This is a genomic window from Saprospiraceae bacterium, from assembly GCA_016717265.1.
Lineage (GTDB): Bacteria > Bacteroidota > Bacteroidia > Chitinophagales > Saprospiraceae > Vicinibacter.
In genome coordinates this window covers 1,644,282-1,664,605 of the sequence record JADKFX010000001.1, presented here as the reverse complement: position 1 = coordinate 1,664,605, position 20,324 = coordinate 1,644,282, and the positions used below count along the sequence as shown (strand labels likewise).

17 protein-coding genes are annotated in these 20,324 nt (G+C 32.5%); 8 read left to right on the top strand and 9 right to left on the bottom strand.

The features are described 5' to 3' along the window. Positions 1 to 5 precede the first annotated feature (5 nt). Entirely contained in the window at positions 6 to 332 is a 327-nt protein-coding gene (locus tag IPO86_06535) for an iron-sulfur cluster assembly accessory protein (GenBank protein MBK9727760.1), read from the top strand. Between the two features lie 41 nt (positions 333 to 373). After that, positions 374 to 1,690, top strand: coding sequence for an O-antigen ligase family protein (locus IPO86_06530; protein ID MBK9727759.1), 1,317 nt, complete (start codon positions 374 to 376; stop codon positions 1,688 to 1,690). A 73-nt stretch (positions 1,691 to 1,763) separates the two neighbouring features. Here IPO86_06530 and hscB read toward each other — a convergent pair whose 3' ends face one another. The 5 genes from hscB to IPO86_06505 all read right to left on the bottom strand — a co-directional run bounded on the left by hscB (position 1,764) and on the right by IPO86_06505 (position 6,941). Beyond that, positions 1,764 to 2,282 carry a Fe-S protein assembly co-chaperone HscB gene (gene hscB, locus IPO86_06525; GenBank protein MBK9727758.1) on the bottom strand — a complete coding sequence of 173 codons (519 nt, stop codon included), beginning with the start codon at positions 2,280 to 2,282 and terminating at the stop codon, positions 1,764 to 1,766. A 94-nt stretch (positions 2,283 to 2,376) separates the two neighbouring features. Continuing rightward, the gene (rseP, locus tag IPO86_06520; GenBank protein MBK9727757.1) at positions 2,377 to 3,714 is read right to left on the bottom strand and encodes an RIP metalloprotease RseP; all 1,338 of its coding nucleotides are present in this window, start codon (positions 3,712 to 3,714) and stop codon (positions 2,377 to 2,379) included. Positions 3,715 to 3,811: 97 nt separating this feature from the next. Beyond that, a complete protein-coding gene (locus IPO86_06515; protein MBK9727756.1) occupies positions 3,812 to 5,575 on the bottom strand; it encodes a DEAD/DEAH box helicase in 1,764 nt (587 codons plus the stop codon). Positions 5,576 to 5,729: 154 nt separating this feature from the next. Beyond that, the gene (locus tag IPO86_06510; protein ID MBK9727755.1) at positions 5,730 to 6,047 is read right to left on the bottom strand and encodes an RNA-binding protein; all 318 of its coding nucleotides are present in this window, start codon (positions 6,045 to 6,047) and stop codon (positions 5,730 to 5,732) included. Between the two features lie 210 nt (positions 6,048 to 6,257). Further along, the gene (locus tag IPO86_06505) at positions 6,258 to 6,941 is read right to left on the bottom strand and encodes a hypothetical protein (GenBank protein MBK9727754.1); all 684 of its coding nucleotides are present in this window, start codon (positions 6,939 to 6,941) and stop codon (positions 6,258 to 6,260) included. A gap of 152 nt (positions 6,942 to 7,093) precedes the next feature. Here IPO86_06505 and IPO86_06500 point away from each other — a divergent pair, with 152 nt between their 5' ends. The 3 genes from IPO86_06500 (at position 7,094) to IPO86_06490 (ending at position 11,195) form a co-directional block, all read left to right on the top strand. Next, on the top strand, positions 7,094 to 8,956 hold the full coding sequence (locus IPO86_06500; protein ID MBK9727753.1) for a hypothetical protein: 1,863 nt from the start codon (positions 7,094 to 7,096) through the stop codon (positions 8,954 to 8,956). Next, entirely contained in the window at positions 8,946 to 10,052 is a 1,107-nt protein-coding gene (gene dprA / locus IPO86_06495; GenBank protein ID MBK9727752.1) for a DNA-protecting protein DprA, read from the top strand. Before IPO86_06500 ends, dprA begins: the two co-directional genes overlap by 11 nt. 153 nt (positions 10,053 to 10,205) lie before the next feature. Further along, a complete protein-coding gene (locus IPO86_06490; GenBank protein ID MBK9727751.1) occupies positions 10,206 to 11,195 on the top strand; it encodes an alkaline phosphatase in 990 nt (329 codons plus the stop codon). A gap of 103 nt (positions 11,196 to 11,298) precedes the next feature. On the opposite strand, the gene IPO86_06485 is transcribed toward IPO86_06490, so the two are convergent. From IPO86_06485 to IPO86_06475, 3 genes are all read right to left on the bottom strand, one after another. Continuing rightward, positions 11,299 to 14,808, bottom strand: coding sequence for a gliding motility-associated C-terminal domain-containing protein (locus IPO86_06485; GenBank protein ID MBK9727750.1), 3,510 nt, complete (start codon positions 14,806 to 14,808; stop codon positions 11,299 to 11,301). Between the two features lie 106 nt (positions 14,809 to 14,914). Further along, positions 14,915 to 15,790: a lipoyl synthase gene (lipA, locus tag IPO86_06480; protein ID MBK9727749.1), complete on the bottom strand. Its 876-nt coding sequence runs from the start codon at positions 15,788 to 15,790 to the stop codon at positions 14,915 to 14,917. A 44-nt stretch (positions 15,791 to 15,834) separates the two neighbouring features. Next, positions 15,835 to 16,605 (bottom strand): hypothetical protein, encoded by a 771-nt coding sequence (locus tag IPO86_06475; protein MBK9727748.1) that lies wholly within the window; start codon positions 16,603 to 16,605, stop codon positions 15,835 to 15,837. Positions 16,606 to 16,655: 50 nt separating this feature from the next. On the opposite strand from IPO86_06475, the gene IPO86_06470 reads away from it, so the two are divergent. Beyond that, a complete protein-coding gene (locus tag IPO86_06470) occupies positions 16,656 to 17,990 on the top strand; it encodes a polysaccharide deacetylase family protein (protein ID MBK9727747.1) in 1,335 nt (444 codons plus the stop codon). Further along, positions 17,980 to 19,023, top strand: a complete 1,044-nt coding sequence (gene corA, locus IPO86_06465; GenBank protein MBK9727746.1) for a magnesium/cobalt transporter CorA — start codon at positions 17,980 to 17,982, stop codon at positions 19,021 to 19,023. The genes IPO86_06470 and corA overlap by 11 nt, the downstream gene beginning before the upstream one ends. 9 nt (positions 19,024 to 19,032) lie before the next feature. Here corA and IPO86_06460 read toward each other — a convergent pair whose 3' ends face one another. After that, a complete protein-coding gene (locus tag IPO86_06460) occupies positions 19,033 to 19,197 on the bottom strand; it encodes a hypothetical protein (protein ID MBK9727745.1) in 165 nt (54 codons plus the stop codon). 677 nt (positions 19,198 to 19,874) lie between these two features. On the opposite strand from IPO86_06460, the gene IPO86_06455 reads away from it, so the two are divergent. Continuing rightward, complete coding sequence (locus IPO86_06455) at positions 19,875 to 20,315, top strand: TraR/DksA family transcriptional regulator (protein ID MBK9727744.1); 441 nt, start codon at positions 19,875 to 19,877, stop codon at positions 20,313 to 20,315. Positions 20,316 to 20,324 lie beyond the last annotated feature (9 nt).

Sequence of the window (20,324 nt, the reverse complement as noted above, 5' to 3'; positions counted from 1 at the left end):
TATTAATGATCTTCATAGGAGATAGTGCGAAAGAAAAAATAACTCAACTCCGCAACGAAGCTGGAATTGAACAAGCCTATTTTGTTAGAGTTTCTGTAACCAGCGGTGGTTGTAGCGGACTCAGTTATAATATGGATTTCGACAATGAACCCAAACCAAATGACCAGATATTTGAAGACAAGGGTGAAAAAATTGTTACTGACCTGAAATCTTTTTTATATTTATTTAATTCAACCCTTGAGTTTTCAGGAGGGCTTCAAGGGAAAGGGTTTTACTTTAATAATCCGAATGCCTCCCGGACTTGTGGTTGTGGTGAAAGTTTTGCTGTCTAATTAAACAATCCACTTCATTTTCATAGCTTTACATTCAGATCATGTCGCATCTGAATCAAAGTAATCATACAGTACCTGCATATTTCATTGGGATCTATTGTTTTTTATGTGGGTTTCCAAATCTACTTCACTTGCCTTTTTTCATTGACCGTGTTCAATTAAGCGAGCTCTGGTTTTTAGGTATGCTTCTGTATTTCACTATTAATTTCAAGCAGTACCGTCCTGTATTGTATTCGCTATTTGCTAATAAACCAATTAAAAATATAACAATCATTGCATGCTTATACATATCCATAAATAGCATCGCAGTTTTAAATTCATTTACTCTAAATGGAGTTTTGGAAATCATTGGAAAATTATATCTTCTAGTTGTGTTGATCATAATACTATGTTTCTGCGCTTTATGTAATTCCAATGAATTAATAAAAACTATAAGAATAAGTATCTATAGTGTAGGCATTACCATGACCGTATTAGGACTTATCGGCTGGATTGCAAGCATTTATGGTTTTCACAATGATACAACTGAAATTTATTTAAACTATCCATATTTTGGAGACACTCATAGGCTAAGAGTATTTACAACAACTCCATCTATGTATATTTCGATTATAAACATCTGCATCGTATTTAACTTAACTGACTATTTATTTTTCTCTAACAACAGAAATTATTTATGGCTTTCCATGTTCTTTACTTTGGTTGCAGTGTTAAGTTTTACAAAATCATTCCTATTCATTGCAATAGCTTGGATAATACTTTACCTATATAAATATTATAAGTCGAAAACCTTGATTGGATTCTTATTTTTGGCAACAACAATGCTACACTTTTTTTTAACGCATTTTTTATTTTTAAAAAATGAAAAATTAAATGATCAGAACTTCATGGAAAGTCCCTTTAGTTCAAATGAAATTTTATATACGTTTCCTTCAAATACAATTGTCGGGAGTGGCTATTTTCAATTTAAAAAAACCGCTAGTTATTTATTCTTTCACCATCCCTTTTTGGGTATTGGCCCTGGAAATTATAACCAGGAGGTAGCCTTATTAAAAAAACAAGGACTCTACCCTCAGCATCTTCCAGCATATGATCCACACTCAACCTATTTTGGAATGTTGGCAGAAACTGGTTTCCTTGGTTTATTAATATTAATAAGTTTTGGATTTAGCATCTGGCAAATAATTAAACAATCTATGCCCTATAAAGATCCTCGATCCTTTATGTTCTTTCTTTTATTCTGGATTGTACTGGCAGAATCAATTTCAATGGACGTAATGAATTTCAGGCATTACTGGATCCTATTCGCTGCAATTATTTTCTATGATTATAGTAGGAGAAAACCGCTTCATTTATAATTTCAAATACTTTCAATTAAATTTTAGGCGACTGAATCCCAATTCCAGAAAAAACTTATTGCAAGCTAAGACATTACATTTCAATTGAACTTCCGGTTAATGTTTGTCGGAGTCTTCTAAAATACTTTAATTTAAAATAATAAAATGTCATTTCGTTTAAAATTGAATCTGACCGATTTCCATTATCAAATTCATGTATTGCATCCTCTATCGTTTGTAATGCTTGTTTTTCATAAGCTTCCAATTGTACTTTATGCTTTTCTAATTCAGAATGATTTAAATTTTCCTTAGATTCATAAATACTTTCATGAAGTTCCAACATTTCCATAAGAAAATCCTGTGGTAGAATTTGATGTTGATCTGGAATAGGTCCCTTTATGGATTCTATAAGATATTTTAATCGAGCCACTGGGTCTTGTAAAACTTGATAGGCTTGATTATTCAATGCAGTTAAATAATCTGCATCTTCTATAATATTATTTGCACTAAAATCCGGATGAAGTTCTTTGCTTTTTTGGTAATAGCGCTTTCTTAACTCATTTAAATCTATTTGAAATGTAGGATTTAAATTAAAATATTGGAAATAATCCATTTACCTATATTAGTTGTAAAATAAATCAAGCGAATATTTTATAATAAACACCCGATATAAATAAACAATTTTAGAAATAAGAAAGTTTATTACATTATTTACTCATGCCCCTAAAGACATCTAATCCATTTGCATAGATCATCAAGGCTAACAATAAAATAAAGCCGATCATGGTGGCTTTTTCAACTATTTTATCTGGTACTTTCCTACCTGAAACAACTTCAATTAAAAGGAAAACTACATACCCACCATCCAAAGCAGGAATTGGTAAGAGATTCATAAATCCAAGTATAATTGATAAAATAGCTGTCATTTTCCAAAATGCTGTCCAATCCCAACTTGCAGGAAACATATTTGTAATAGATGCAAATCCACCTAATGAGTCTTTTGCTTTTATCGTCCCGGCAAACATTTGTTTAAATGCTTTTAATTGTCCGATTAATAAATCGCAACCTGTGTGAATTCCGGCAGGTATTGCTTGAATCAAACTATAAGTTTCAGTTTTGATTGGCATAAATTTATTATACCCTTCCCAGAAAAATCCTAAAACGCCATTATTATTGGTAGAAATATCAATAGGTATGGTATCGTTCCCTCTTTTTATAACAATTGAAAAGGGTGTATTCAATTTTCCTTTAACTAATTTAGTAACTTCATGCATATATGCTACAGCTTGTCCATTCACAGATATGAATTGATCACCTGCTTGTAAACCTTTCATCTTTGCAGGTGTACCATCGGATACACTAGAAATTTGAGCTGGAGTTCGGACTGCCCATAATTCAAAATTTTTAGATTCTGGCTTCGTCAATTCTGAAGCAAACTTTGGATCTATTTGAATTATTTGAGTCTGACCATTTCTAATTACTTCAATTTGAGAAGTATTATCTAAAACTATGGACTTAAGGATTATAGATCTGTCAAATTTTTCCAATGTTTTATCGCCAACTTTTGCAATGATATCACCATCCCGAAAACCCATATCATAAGCTAAACTATCAACTGCAATTCCAAACTTCATGTCCTTGGTTGGTAAATATTCAGTACCATTTTTCCATATTAACATCGAGAATATGAAAAATCCAAAAATAAAATTGACTGTAACACCACCAAGCATAATGATTAAACGTTGCCATGCTGGTTTCGATCGAAACTCCCAAGGCTGGGGTTCAGATTGCATTTGCTCCATATCAAAACTCTCATCTACCATCCCGGCGATTTTTACATAACCCCCTAATGGCAACCAACCTAAACCATATTCTGTTTCTCCAATTTTTTTCTTGAATAAGGAGAACCATGGATTAAAAAATAAATAGAATTTCTCCACCCGGGTTTTAAACCATCTTGCAGGAAAAAAATGTCCGCATTCATGAATTACAACCAGAATCGTTAAACTCAGAAGTAATTGGCTAACTTTAATTAATATGTCCATTCTTTCAAATTAATTGACTAAGGCTATTAAACGGATTTTGTTATTTATTATTGAGATTGCAGTAAATGAATTTTGTTATAAAGTAGGGGCAGATAGTTTAATTTCCTTCTTTCATATCATCCGCTTTCCGAATTTGGATTTCTCGTCCACTTAATTTCAGATTCTTTTGACTGCATAACTTAGACGCACTCTCAGGGTCTGTCATAAAAAATGAAAATGTATTCTTCATATCTATGTCCCGAATGGATCTGCCGCTAACTTTAGTTAATTTAAAAATGGTTTCCCGAATTTCATCATACTTCATATTATCTTTTCTTCCAAGGTTAATATGGAGTCGAATATTGGAAGATACTTTAGCCGGAGAAGACGATCTTGAACTTCTTCCATCTCTGCCACCATCTCTACTGCCTATTTTTCCACCATCTCTACTACCTTCCCTTCTACCATCTCTACTGCCTTCCCTTCTGCCATCTCTTCTGCCTTCACTTCTTCCTTCATTCCGACTTTCACCTGCAGTAGAAAGTTTCCATTTTTCCTCAACATTAACGTCAGGAGCATTTAAATACTGCGTATTAAATTTTTTAACTTCACCTTGCAAAATAATTTCAACCAATCGCTCTTTACTCATTTGCATCAATGGCCAGATCCATTCATTTTTAAAATGCATTACATTTTCTTCATCTTTATATTCAGTAGCCAGCTGTTCAACAAAATTCAAAATTCTAGATTGATAAACTTCATCTGCTTTAGGAATAAAATAGCGTTCAAAACTCAATTTTGCCATCCGCTCAATGCGATGTAGTTTGTAGGCTTCTTTAATATGTAGCAATACTATTGAAAAGCCTTTTTGCCCTGCCCTTGCGGTTCGGCCACTTCGGTGTGTATAATTTTCAATATCATCTGGCAAATGAAAATGAATGATATGTGTTAAATTTTTTACGTCAATTCCTCGTGCAGCTACATCTGTTGCAAATAATACCTTAATCGTTTTGTGACGAAATTTAGCCATTACTTTATCGCGTTGATGCTGCTCTAAATCTCCATGCAAACAATCCACAGGATACCCCTCTTTAAGCAGGATATCACTCATTAATTGTGTTTCAGCTTTTGTATTACAAAAAACAATTCCATAAAAATCAAGATGGAAATCAATGATCCGTTTTAAAGCCAGGACTTTATCTTTTGCTTGTACAACAGCATATTGATGTGTAATATTCGGTTGACCTAGATTTTTTCTTCCTACCGTTATTTCTTTTGGAAGATGTAAAAAACGACCTGCGATTTCACGAATTTCTGTTGACATCGTGGCCGAAAATAATCCAGTTAATTTTTCAGCAGGAGTGTGTGCTAAGATAGATTCCATATCTTCCCGAAAACCCATATTAAGCATTTCATCTGCTTCATCCAAGATGACGGATTTGACCTGTCCAATTTTTACAGCACCTCGCTCTATTAAATCCATCAATCTTCCAGGTGTTGCAACAACGATATGGACAGATCGCCTTAATTCTTTAATTTGCATAGAAATACTCGACCCTCCATAGACTGCAAGAATTCGAATTTCTTTCATAAATTTTGCATACTTTTTAATGTCCGATGTAATCTGCATGCAAAGTTCGCGAGTAGGTGCAATGATGAGTGATTGCGTGTATTCATTAGAAAGATCAATAGATTGCAAAATTGGAATCCCAAAGGCTGCTGTTTTACCAGTTCCTGTTTGAGCCAAGGCAATCATATCACCTTCCTGTTTTAATAAAATTGGAATTACTTTTTGCTGAATTTCTGTGGGTTCTAAATATTCTAATTCTGTTAAAGCTTTTAGAATATTTTCATCGATCCCTAAACTATCAAATGTTATCATTAAACTTAAATAAGTACTATAAACACATAAATTAAAAAAATACCTGCCTTAGTTGGGCAGGTATTTATTATTTCATCAAAATTTTTTACAATTTAAAATGGTACAGAAGCTGCAATTCTTTATTTATGTAAAAAAAATGAATGAGCATTGCCTCTTAAAATTTCCTGCGAAAACGATCGTTTTCACGGTTATTTCCACCAGAGGGACGGAAAGGCCTTCTTTCTTTCGGTTGTGGCGGCTTAGCCTCAGAAACCGAAATCGGTCTTTCTTTAATGGTTTTCTGATCCAGATTTGTAATTGCTTCTTTTGCCTCATCATCATTTGGCATTTCAACAAAAGCAAAGCCTTTGCTCTTACCTGACATTTTGTCGGTGATGATTTTAACTGAAGAAACTTCGCCAAATTCTGAAAACATGGTTTGAAGTTGGGCTTCCTTAACGCTATAGTCAAGGTTTCCTACGTAAAGATTCATTGGAAAAAATATTTAAAAATTAAGAAAAGATTTAATGGGTGAGTTAATTGTACGGTAAAATTGATTGATACACAATAATATATACATAAGTGTAAAGATATGACAAAAATAATACCATTTAGACAAATAAGCTCCTTTTTAACGAATTAGTTCCTAAAATCCTAAAAAGTTCAACTTATTTTTTAAAAAAAATAGATTTCCTATAAAAAATTAATGCTGTGGTCCATTATTTAAGATCAAATTTATCCCAAAATGATTTAGAGACTGTTTCCGTACCTCTGCATCTTGAGTTCCACTTAAGTGATTTTCCAGTGTTTGCATAGAAATGGGTGACCACCCTAAAAAATAATAAGGCTGCAGGCTTATTCTACATAAACGACTTGCTGGAAAATTAATATTCACATAGAATTGTGATCCAAATACCGATGTTTGTAATACCCTTTGCTTATTTTCAGAATTTGTATGTATTTCCTTAATATTCAACAAATTATACTCAATAGTACTACCTAAATTCAGGAAACCGCCATGGGTTTCTAAAAGCACTGAAAAGGCCTGCAAATTATAATGCAATGTTTTTGAAAAATCTTGCATAGTAATTGGTTCCATCCCCTTAGCTTCTAACTTAGCTTGCCGAAATCTCCAATTTAAGCCTGTTGAAATTGAATTCCATGAATATCGGAAACCCGCCATCATTCCATTCATATATTTCAATTCTTTAAAACCTTGGTCCAACCATGGATTCTTAAGTTTATATAAATCCGTAATTTGCGAATGAATTGGGAAATTAGTAAAACCTAGTCCATAACCGACTTGTAGGTTTAATTGACTATTACTTACAAATGGTGTAAATAATAAAGCCAATAAAATAAAAAAGTGGGGGGTATTAGCTTTCAATATTTGAGAAAAAAACCTTTAAGCCACAAACATATTAATTATTTATTTAATACAATAATTTTTTTATCATTTTCAATATCTTGCATTAAAATATTAAACATCTCCATAAATTAACTATGTCAAATCGCCTTATTTCCAAGCTATTATCAAAAATGAACGGCCGCGAACTTTTTGCCTACTTTAGCTTATTTATACTTTCTTTTGGGCTTTATTTTGAATCCATACATTTCGGTTATGTTTTGGATGATGTCATAGTTTTATCAGAAAATAGTTTTGTCCAAAAAGGTATTAAAGGAATCTGGAATATTCTCTCTAATGAAAGTTTTACCGGTTACTTTGGCGAACAAAAAGATTTGGTAACCGGAGCCCGGTACAGACCTTTGTCGTTGGTCAGTTTTGCTATAGAATTTGAGTTTTTTGGCAATGCTCCTAATATTAGTCATCTTATGAATATCATACTATATGCAATGATAGGATGCTCGTTATTTTTTCTGTTTAAGATATTAATCCCTAATTTAAGTATTCATAAATGGTATTGGTCGTTTCCATTCATTGCATCTTGCCTATTCATTGCACATCCTATTCATTCTGAAGCGGTCGCAAATATTAAAGGTCGGGACGAAATTTTGAGCCTACTTTTTTCAATTCTTACTTTAATATCCTGGATTCGTTTTCATGATACTGGTCGGAAATTCTACCAATTCAGTGCTATAATTTTGTTTTTACTTGCGATTTTTTCAAAAGAAAATGCAGTTACTTTTATCGCCATCATTCCACTTACAATGTGGCTTTTTAGATCCCAAAATCTTACTAAATCTTTTATAAAAAGTTGGCCCTTATTTTTGTGCTTTCTGTTTTTTATTGTTGTTCGATGGCAAGTGATTGGATATTTTCTTTCAAATGGTATCGTGATAGATGATTTGATGAATAATCCATTTGTTGGAATGAAATTCTCAGAGAAAATTGCTACTATATTTTATACTATTATTTGGTATTTTAAATTGTTGTTGTTCCCACATCCTCTAACCCATGATTACTATCCATACCATGTTCCTAGAGTTGGTTTTAATAATCCGATTGCAATTATTTCTATTGCCCTGACAATATTTCTACTTTATATTGCTTTTTATTTTAGAACTAAAAACAAGGTAATCAGTTATTCAATTTTATTCTATTTTATAACATTTTCAATTGTTTCAAATTTTATCTTTCCTGTTGGAACATTTATGAATGAACGCTTTCTATTTATGCCTTCTGTTGCATTTAGTTTCCTTTGTGGTTACTATCTGTTTCAATTATCTACCCTCCAGAATCCATTATCAAAATGGACGAGTTGGACTTTGAGTATTTTATTATTAACTGCTTATTCGGTTAAAACAATTTCCAGAGTACCCGATTGGAAAAATGGTTTTAGTCTAAATTTATCTGCCGTAAATGTATCAAAAAATAGTGCCCGGATAAATCTATTTACTGGGGTTTCCTATTTTCAAAAGTATCAACCAGAAGATAATCCTCAAAAGAAATTTGAATATCTAAGTTTAGCAGAAACATATATTGATAAATCTTTAGCCATTTTTCCAGCATATGGACAAGCTTTAAATATGAAAGCTGGAGTGCTTGCAGAAAGGCTAAAAAAAGACAATGACATTAAAAAATTTCTAGTAAAATTAGAAAGTGTCATTAAAGTCAAACCAAATCTGGATTTTGTTACAAAATATATGGACTATCTAACGAAAGATCCGGAAAATAATAATTTGATGTTTCCATATTTAAAACATGTGGGCTACGATGTATTATATAAAGAGACCAGAAATTATGAGTATGCTTTACATTTTTTAGGCTTGGCCTATAAAATAAATGACCAAGATGCTGATTTGAATTATTATATTTCGTGCGCTTATAGAGATATGGCTCGTTTTGGAAAATTAAATAGTTCAAAAATTCAAGAATATGAAAGTAAAGCAAAAGTTTTTTTAGACGCTGCAAAAGCACTAGACCCTAAATATGCAAAATGAGGACTTACTATATACCATAGCACTTACTAAAGTTGAAAATGTTGGAGCTGTAACAGCAAAAACACTTATCAGTTATTGTGGAAATGCAAACGCCGTTTTTAAGGAAAAGATTTCGAACTTAATGAGAATTCCTTATATCGGTGGAACCTTTGCTAAATCAATAAGAGATCCAGGTAATTTAAAGAAGGCTGAAAAAGAAATTGAATTTGTTTTAAAAAATAAAATTACAGTCTTAACATATCTTGATGAAAATTATCCATACCGCCTAAAAAATTATCATGATAGTCCAGTTTTAGTGTATTACCAAGGAAATGCAAATCTTAATCAAGATAAAATCATATCGGTTGTAGGCACCCGGAGAATTACAGAATATGGTAAAAATTTAGTAAACTCTTTGATTCATGAAATCAAGCATCTTGATATTCTGGTGCTTAGCGGATTGGCGTATGGCGTCGATAGTGCAGCTCATAAAGCTTGCGTTGAAGAGCATGTTTATACAGTTGGGGTCTTAGGTCATGGTTTAGACAGAATATATCCAGCCGACAATAAAAAACTTTCATTACAAATGCTTCAGTATGGGGGTCTTTTGACTGAATTTGGAATGGATACTAAGCCAGATCGGGAAAACTTTCCAATGCGAAATCGAATTGTCGCCGGAATGAGTGATGCGGTAATTGTAGTTGAAACTTTAAAGGAAGGTGGAAGTATGATAACCGCAGAATATGCAAATAACTACCATAAAGACGTGTTTGCTTTTCCCGGAAAAACAAATGATAACTTTTCCTCTGGCTGCAATTATTTGATAAAAAATCACAAAGCTCAATTAATTGAAAATGCAGAAGATTTAATTTTAAATATGCGTTGGGACATCCCTGATAAACCAACAAAAACTATTCAACAAAAACTATTTCTTGATCTGGATGCAGATGAGCAAAATATTGTAAATATTTTACAAAAAGATAATCTTGTACATGTAGATATTTTTCATCAAAATTTAGACCTTAGTCCAAGTAAACTTGCGAGTTTATTATTAAATCTTGAATTCAACGGTGTCCTAAAATCCTTACCTGGGAAGAGGTATTCCCTAATTAGTTAATTAACCATGAGTTACCAATTTCGTTTTAGTCACATCCTTGTTCTGCTTCTGTTGAATGCTTGTAACACAAGCAAAATTAACTCTGAAAAAACAAGTCCTACCCTAAGCATTAAAAAGGATACATTTAAAACAAAACCTAGAAATATTATCCTAATGATAGGTGACGGTATGGGCTTAAGTCAGATAACCGCAGGTATGTATTCCAATAATAATAAATTAGAATTAGAGCGATGCTCTCACATTGGACTTCACAAAGCGCATTCATCCGATAATTTAATAACAGATTCCGCAGCAGGCGCAAATGCTTTTTCAATTGGAATGAAAACTAAAAATGGACATTTAGGTTTAGATTCTTTAAACAGATCACATCAGACCATTTTGGAAGAAGCTGAATCAAAAGGTTTCGCCACCGGCTTGGTCGTTACTTCCACTATTGTACATGCCACACCTGCAGCGTTCTTTTCACATCAAACAGACCGTGACGAATATGAAAACATTGCTTTGGATTTACTAAAAACGGATATAGATTTAATAATTGGTGGCGGCAAAAAATATTTTGATCGAAGAAACAATGATAGTTTGAATTTGATTACTGATTTGAGAGATCATGATTATCTGGTAACTGATTATTTTGAGCAAGATTTTGATAATTGGACGTTCCCAGTTGCTAATAAAATTGTTTATTTTACAGCAGATGGAGATCCATTGCCTGTTTCAAATGGAAGGAAATATTTACCTAAAGCAACCAAAGACGCAATTGATTTTTTAAAATTAAAATCTGAAAAAGGATTTTTTTTAATGGTTGAAGGCTCTCAAATAGATTGGGGTGGACATGCAAATGATGCGAATTATATTATTACCGAAGTATTAGATTTTGATCAGGCTATTAAACATGCACTTGATTTCGCGCAACTTGATCAAAATACTTTAGTCATTATAACAGCCGACCATGAGACCGGTGGGTTTTCAATAAATTCCGGTAAAAAATTTGGAGAATTAAAGACTTCTTTTACTTCAAAAAATCATACTGCTGATTTAATTCCTGTTTTTGCTTTTGGACCAGGGGCTGAATTATTCTCAGGAATTTATGAAAATACGGAGATCTATAAAAAAATGTATAAATTATTATTTAGCACAAAATAAAATTTGAAATACAAATATGCTGCTAAATTCATACAGCAGCTATTGATTGAAAGCTGTAAAATTTGGACCGCTCAAAAAGGAAATTGCCCTACTTTTTTTTGGTCTATCTAAGCAAAGTCAAATCACCCGTTTTCCACTTCCCAACCTTATCTTCTCCTGCATATTGAATGGCATAAGTATAAACCCCCGGGTTTAATTTTTCAGCCTGGAATTTTCCATCCCAGGGAAATGGGTCCCCTATAGCCCCATTTAATTTCTCATATACCATATTTCCCCATCTGTCAAATATCCTAAATACTAGGATGGAAGTTTTTTCGGGAAATTTAAATACAGGATTAAAAAAATCATTAATATTATCACCATTTGGTGAAAATACATTTGGAACAAAAATATCTGCTTCATCAACCAATACTGTAATTGTCATATTGTCCTTAATGATACAACCTTTATCATCTTCTAAGGTCAACATATAAGTCACCGTCTGATCTGGTTTCGACTGAGGGTTCAAACAATTAGTACAACTTAAAAATAAAGTTGGATCCCAGGTGATTATTGAAGGATTAAAATTGGCCGATGCATTTATGTTTACAGCATTTCCCAATTTAATTGTAGTATCATTTGGTAATTGTAAAAATAAACTCTGTGAATTATTTATTGTAAACGTAAAACTAGTATCACATGAAAGTTGATCAATAATCCGAATGGTATGATTCCCTTGAGCTAAATTTCCAATTGTTTGTCCTGATGTAAAATTTAAAGTTGGGCCATTATCAATGGAAACTTTAAATGTGCCAGAACCTCCAGTTATAGTATTGATAATAAGTTCTCCGGTATTTGCTGCATTGCATTTTAATTCCTTTGGTTCAAATTGAGCCTGAATAATTGGATTAATATGCACTGAAACATTTAAAATACTATCGCAACCAGCAGCTGAAATTAAAGGAATTTGACCTGTGGGATTCCTAGCTGAAAAAAACTGATTTCCAACTCTTATACTATCTTTAGAACAAATCATTGGACTGAAAAACCCAATTGTTTGTGGAATAAACGTAATATTGACATTGACAAAACTGTCACACATTCTCGAAGATGCATTTAGAATTTTAAAACTGCCCCGAGGTCTGGATTTTGAAAATGTCTCACCTTCATATGTTACTGTTTGTTGATCACATAAAACGGTATCAAATTTTCCAATTGCATCCTGAATCTCACTCAATTGAACTCGAACCAAACTATCACAACCATTGGCAGCCCCATTGTTTTCTCTTAACGTGCCGGTAAGTTTTCCAGAGAAAAAGATTTCTCTTTGGCTCCCTAATATCAAGGTATCTCCTCTACAAATTTCAGCATTAAAAAAGCCCATAGCATTTGGCAAAACGGTGATGGCAACATTGATAATGGTATCACATCCAAAACTAGATCCATTAGGAATAATGATTTGTCCAGTTGGATTTTGATCACTAAAAAAACGATTTACAACCAATACACTATCTCCCGGACATATGGTCGTTGAAAACGAACCGATATTATTTGGATATAACAAATCTACATGGATTATACTATCGCAACCGGTACTAGAACCGCCGGGCAACGGAACATCTCCTTTTGGTCTTGCCTGATTAAACAATTGACCTTGTACTAAGGTATCCTTTCCAGGACACAATACAGCATTCAAAAAGAATTCTGTAAAATTATTGATTTTCAAACTTACAAACACTACACTATCACAACCAGAAACTGCTTGTCCAATTCCTCTCGCTACACCGCTCGTATTATTTTTGTCAAAACGGGTTCCAAAAATAGTTATGGAAGCATTATCACAAATTGTTTGGGTAATACTATCCAACCCTACTTCTCTTCCGGTAATTGTAATAATACTATCGCAACCCGCAGTTGATTTTAGAAGTAAAGAATCCACAAGATGATCTTTATGAATTTCTACGGTACCAAATCTAAGGGTATCTTGATAACATATTGCAACATTCAAACTTGAACGAAAATTGCTATTAATACCAACATTTACAAGAATTACAGAATCACAGATACTGACTCCGTCACCCCTCACAAAAATGGAATCTTTAGGATTTGCTTGCGAATAATTTTTGCCTCTAAAATTAATTATTTGACCTGCACATATTGAAGGGTTAAAATTAATTTTAACTTGACCTGAGCATTGATAACAATTAGAAAACTCAGAATAGATAGTTGGTCTTGTATTTGGATTATTAATAAATTGAAATGCAGAAATTGAAGTTCGATTTGGATAGGTAGCATTTAAGATCCAATTACCTGAAGCATCTGCTTGAGTCCTACCTAATTCACTTCCTCCTTGACAAATAGCATTTGGGCAAAGTAGGCGGTTATTAGAGTAGACAACAATACTATCATTTGGATTTCCTGTTCCGGTAATTTGATTGCGATTTACACTTGAAATAACAGGTACCGGATGCGATGGAAATAATGCCGGATTCAGGATGATCAACTTATCATTGATACAGGTCATCCGGTTATCAATATGTCTCACTTTACGCGTGAGTGGATCATTTAAATTTGTAAAAACAGAATCATAATTATTAATATTATTTCGTTCAAAATAAATCTCAGGATTACCACTTGATGTAACAAATTGCCTTCCATCCCGTGCGGTGTTATCAATTAATAATACATTACTATTCGGATTGGAAGTCGTGTTAATATCCTCTATATTATTATAAAATCGATTTTTAGAAATCACAACATCCCGATTTGATTGCGTTTGTAAAATGGCATTCTTTTGAATCCCAAAGAAAAAATTATCATGGATGGTTAGTTTATCGGAACTTAAAGATCGGATTCCAATATCAGGTACTAAAAAATTAACTGCTTTATTGGTATCTAAAGCTCCAAAAATATTTTTATTGATTGATACATCCCCTCCTGATATTTCAATCATCTGAATTTTATTCGCAAAAATATTTGAATCTATGCTCACTTTTCTTGTGCCAATATTCGCATCAATTGTTAAATAACCATCTAGTTTAAAGATGGATGAAATATTCACGTCCGTTGCAAATTTATTATTTGAAATAACGACATTATCTGCGTCATTTACCAGAATTATTTCCTTAGGTAAAAGTGGAAACAAAGAATTATCATCATAGAAAGAACAATTTCTAAGAGTACAATTATCTGCTGTTAAACCGAGGTCCCCAATTTTAAAAATATGGTCGCCTAAATTTTCATATAAGAATTCTCTAAAAGTTATACCACTAATAATAAATCTGGAAGCTTGAATCGTCCAAAAAGGAACGCCCATAAAATTACGGAAATTAAAATCAATAATTATAGAACCCGGTGGGCTTGGTTGAGACTCTCCAATAATTGTCAAATCCGTTTGCAAAATATTTGGAAAAGACATCGTGGGACTAATTAAAAAAGGACCAGGACCTGAAATACCAAAAGTAATTATACTTGCTACTCCATCTGCTTCAGCTGCTTTTACAGCTTCTCTAAAACTACAATGAACAGCATCACAAACACCGTCATCCAGATCATTTACAGAATTAACAATATAATTTTGGGAGTATCCTATTGAACTCCAGAGTATTAAACTAAATAATAAACAAAATCTCATAAGCATTTTTCTAAATAGCTTTTCCACGTTTCGTGTCAAAATAAAAACAAAAGAATTCTTGATTTGATATTGTGAAAATGATACCAAAGCTTTCATTCATGGGGAATTAAGCCAAGTGACGTTCTGCATGATAACTACTTCTCACCATAGGTCCACTTTCCACATAACGAAAACCTTTAGTTAAGCCAATCTCCTTATATTCTGCAAACTGATCCGGATGTACAAAATTTGCAACTTCCAGATGCATTTTGGTTGGTTGGAGATATTGGCCCAAAGTTAAGACATCACAGCCACTTATTAGCAAATCATCCATAGCTTTTAACACTTCTGCTTTTTCTTCACCTAAACCAAGCATAATTCCTGTTTTCGTTCTTTTACCAAATTCTTTAATTCGCCTAATTTGTTCAAGGCTTCGTTGATATTTAGCTTGGGGACGAACCATGCGATATAATCGTTCAACGGTTTCCATATTATGAGAAACCACTTCCTGACCAGCACTAATCATCCGTTCCAATGCATCCCAATTTGCTTTTACATCAGGTATTAAAGTTTCAATTGTTGTTTCTGGGCATTCTTTTTTCACAGTTATAATGGTCTGATACCAAATTTCAGCACCGCGATCTGCTAATTCATCCCGATTTACAGATGTAATAACGGCATGTTTAACGTTCATAAGTCGAATTGCTTCTGCAACCCTTCTCGGCTCATCGGTATCATATTCTGTAGGTCTTCCAGTTTTGACTGCACAAAAACTACACGATCGGGTACATACATTTCCTAAAATCATAAAGGTTGCTGTACCAGCACCCCAGCATTCACCCATATTTGGGCAATTACCACTTTGACATATAGTATGCAGTTTATACTCATCGACGAGTGCTCTAACCCTTCGGTAATCTTCTCCAATTGGCAATCGAACTCTAAGCCATTCGGGTCTTCTAGGTTTGGCTTCTGAAGCAGCTATAAGCTCAAGTTCAATCATTTAGAATTGTGTTTTATAAATATGCAGAATAAAAAAATTACATCTTAAGTCTGCCTTTTACCTAACTGTAGATTTATATAAAAGTTTATATACTGCAGTGGATTGAGCGAGTTAATCATAATAGCAGGTCTTTTTGAATAGAGGTCAATTTGAACGCCTGCTTCTAAACATCGAATCATTTTTTCGAAGGCTCCAAAATCAAAGCGGACTGCAGCTCTTCCATAGACTCCAGGAATTACACTTAGTTCAGTTATTCCTCTAAAAAATCCCGAAGAACCTAATATGTGATTTGGATCCAGAAAATCTTCAGGATTATCTGAATATTTGATATCCTTTATTCGAAAACTTCCATCCCGTTCGTCTAGGACTTTCAAATAATAAGGTTTTAAAATCCCTAAATCTATGCCGCCTTCAAGTCTATAACCAATTGCAATACCTTTTGTTCTGGCTTTCTCACTCAATGTTTTGATAATCCCTCTGCCTAATCGCACGCTCAGAAGTTGATTTTGCTTACCAAACTTGTAAGAATTAAAACTTTTTAGACCCACATTATTAGGTCTGGAAGACCGGGTTTCTTTAGGATGATATAAAAATCCTAAATCCGTATGAAAAAATGTAGTCGTATGGAAATTCTTTATTTTTGCCTTATTAAATCCCAAATAATACCCATTTGTATGAATTGCAGCATCGATAGACCATTCTTTTTTATATATAATACCTTTACGGACAGTCTTTGGTGACTCCATAATCGCTTTAGATTGTGCGATAACAATACTCGAAAAACAAATCCAAACAAATATCTGTATTAATTTCACATCCTAAAAGTACAAATTTTTTAAAAAGTCGGTATTAATTTTGAAATAAGTTGATTAAAGTCCTACTCTATTCTCAAACGCAGCATCCAAGACTGGAGTATGTGATCCGTTTTATTAAAGCTTACAGCAATGCTTGGGATTTGCAACGAACGCAATCAAAAGAGGAATATCTGGCTTTTGAAGGCCCTTCTATAAATTACAGTCAATTTCCCTTAAAAGGATCCGAAGTATTTTTGTTTGAAAGTGGCTGGTTATATAAGAAGCTAAAAGATTATGAGCAGATACCCAAATTAAATAAATCTGTAGATTTTATATTATTCCCGACTACAGATTCTCGTTCCTTTGATTTGTTTGCTGCGCTATTTTACCTGATTGCAAGAATTGAAGAATATTTACCTTTTCCAAAGGATAAACACGGACGGTTTCCTGCAACTCAAAGTATCTTATTTAAAAATGAAGCCTTGAATATTCCCATTATAGATATTTGGGTCTTTCAATTTATTCAAAAGCTTGAATTGAAATTTCAAATTAAAATTCTTAAAGCTCAAATTAATCCATCCTGGTCAATTGGAATTGATATTGATCAATTTTATAAATTTAAATACAAATCCATTTTTAAAAAAATAGTTGGAACTTTCAGGGCATTCATTTTAGGAAATTTTTTAGAATTTAAACAACGTATGTTAACCTATACCGGGATTCAAAAAGATCCATTTGACTCTTATCATTGGATTGAATCTCTGAACATTGAAAAGAATCAAATCCATTTTTTCATATTAGCCGGCGGAAATTCAGCATATGATAAAAATCAAGCTATAGAATTAGAGGCAATCAAATCCATTGTGGATCATATAAAAACCTTTGCTCAAATTGGAATTCACCCCTCCTATTTTTCCAATATAAAAGCGGATACTATCGCACAAGAAAAATCATTACTAACTAAAATTCTTGGTGGTGAAATAAATAAATCTCGTCAGCATTTTCTCAAAATTCTTTTTCCAGAAACATACCAAAATTTAATAAAAAATCAAATTACTTTTGATTTCAGCCTTGGATATGCTGATCAATCAGGATTCAGAGCAGGTACTTGCAAATCATTTAATTGGTATGATGTTGAAATTGAATATGAAACTTCGCTTATAATTTATCCTTTAAATGCGATGGATCGAACCTATTTAAATTATACAAAATTAACTTCGGATGAAGCCATGAATGATATTAAACAGCTCTTTGATAGTTGCATGAAATATCATGGGCACTTTCATTTAGTTTGGCATAATAGCTCCTTTGATTTTAAATTTGAATGGAAAACCTGGGATGGCAAATTAGAAACTTTAGTGAAGTATTTTAAATGTTACAATAACAATTCAAGAAATGAGTCGTAAGAAAAAAGTTGGTTTATCCCCCGGAAGTCTTATTTATACAGGAGAAGCAAAAAAAGAAACACCCGTTTTAAGTGGTTTAAAGTATAATTCACAGCAATTATTGGAGATCCACCAAAATCAATGTCTGCATATAAATTTTGAAAATGGATTTCACTATTGGTTAGATTTAAAAGGAATTCATGATGTCAACCTGATTGCAAATATCGGAGAACGATTTGGAATTCATCGCTTGATTCTTGAAGATATTTTGGATCCAGGCCAAAGAGTAAAAATCGAAGATTATGATTCCGCCATATTTGCAATTATCCATCATGTTGAATATAACAAGATAAATAAGGAATTCATAAAAGAACAAATTGCAATATACTGTACAAAACATTTACTTATTAGCTTTCAAGAAAATCCAGATGATACGTTTGCTATAATCAGAGATCGGATGCATATGGATTTATCCCGTATAAGAAACAGGAATAGTGATTATCTATTTTATGCTATCATAGATTATGTGGTAGACAAATACTATTTAGTGGTAGAAGCGTTTCACGATGAAATAGAGATCCTGGAAGATCGCGTTTTAAGAGAAGATTTAGATTTAAAGTTGGATGAACTTCATGTATTAAGAAATCACATCATAAGTTTAAAGCGATATATTTTCCCATTGCGGGAAGAGGTTAGTAAAATTAAAAAATTAGAATCTAATTTAATAGATGAAGCCACTTTTATCTTCCTTAGAGATCTTCAAGATAATATTCAACATTTAATTGAATCTTTGGATAACCAAAGAGAACTTTTAAATGGATTGCGGGAATTGATCTTAAGTAAAGCGAATCTGAACATGAATAAAGATATGAAATGGTTAACTGTTGTATCCACCATTTCAATTCCTATCTTATTTTTCACGGGAGTATATGGTATGAATTTTGAGAACATGCCAGAGCTTAAATGGAAATACGGTTACTTAACCTGGTGGATCGGTATAACCATTGTAGTCATAGGAATGATTGCATTCCTAAAAAAGAAGAAATTATTCTAGAAATAAAACTTAACAATAACCTAGATCCTCATCGGTTTCTAGGAAATCGCCTTTGGGTTTAGTTTCAATTACTTGATCAGATTCCGGATTTTCTTTCCGTCCTTTAAAAAAGTTTCTTTTTTCTTCTGTTTTGTCTTCTGTTTTTGAAGACCGTTTTTTAAACAGATTTTTCATGGAATAAATGGATTAATATGTTCATGGACTAAATATCTTACAAATATAAAAAATCTATATGTGTATTACCAATTGTTATCAAAAATTTAACGAATGTTTCCTTGTGATCGGAATCAAGTTAATAGAAATGGAAAAAATTCTCCATTCCATTTTGAGCAATTAAATAATTACATCAAGCCAAATTTCTTGTTTACTTTATAAACTAAATAATAAGCTTACTAAAGAAACAAAAAAGTTCCTAATAAGATTTTCGTTGTTTGAAGTTGAAAGGTGAATGTTGTGTTAAAAATCAATCGGTTAACATTCTAGTGCAAATTTGCAGTAATATTTTGATAATTCAATATAAAAAACGTTAAATTTTTAAAGAATTAATTTGCAATCACTTCTTCTTGCATCCTTTATGAAAACTAAGGATTCGAAAAGTGAATTCTATGAATTGACTGAAAACCCTTAAATTATTTGTTGTATGGACTCCAAAAATTGATTCTAAATTAGATCATAAGCCTTAAAACCTTTATAAGATATCCAAATATTGCGATAATTATACACTTATATAATATTTATAATATATGTATATATTTGATTATTAATATATTATAATTATATTATTTTTATTATGAAAATTTTACAATTAGGAAATAGATATATATCTAATTTTGGCGCAAAATTATATAAACATGAAAACCAGATATTCCGATGAAGAATTGATGGAATTTAAGAAAGTCATTGATGACAAACTTGAGAGCACCAAACGCGAGCTAGATGATATTGAGCAACAAATGATGGAGTTGCGAGATAATATGGCTGACGAACAAGGTGGTGATTGGTTTGATGACAGTTCCATACACACTGAAATTGAGTTTCTTACAAAGATGGCTGAACGACAAAAGCAGTTTATCCAAAATCTGGAAATGGCTTTGATCAGAATCAAGAATAAAACTTATGGAATTTGCCTTGTTTCCGGTGAATTAATTGAAAAACAACGTTTATTGTTGGTTCCACATGCTACAAAAAGTGTAAAAGCTAAAGAAAGCGAACATCCTTCTGCTCCAACTGCAGAACAAAGAAATGAGGCTCCTATGTACGAGGATGAAGAAGATAATCCACCTTTAGATTAAATCCTTCGT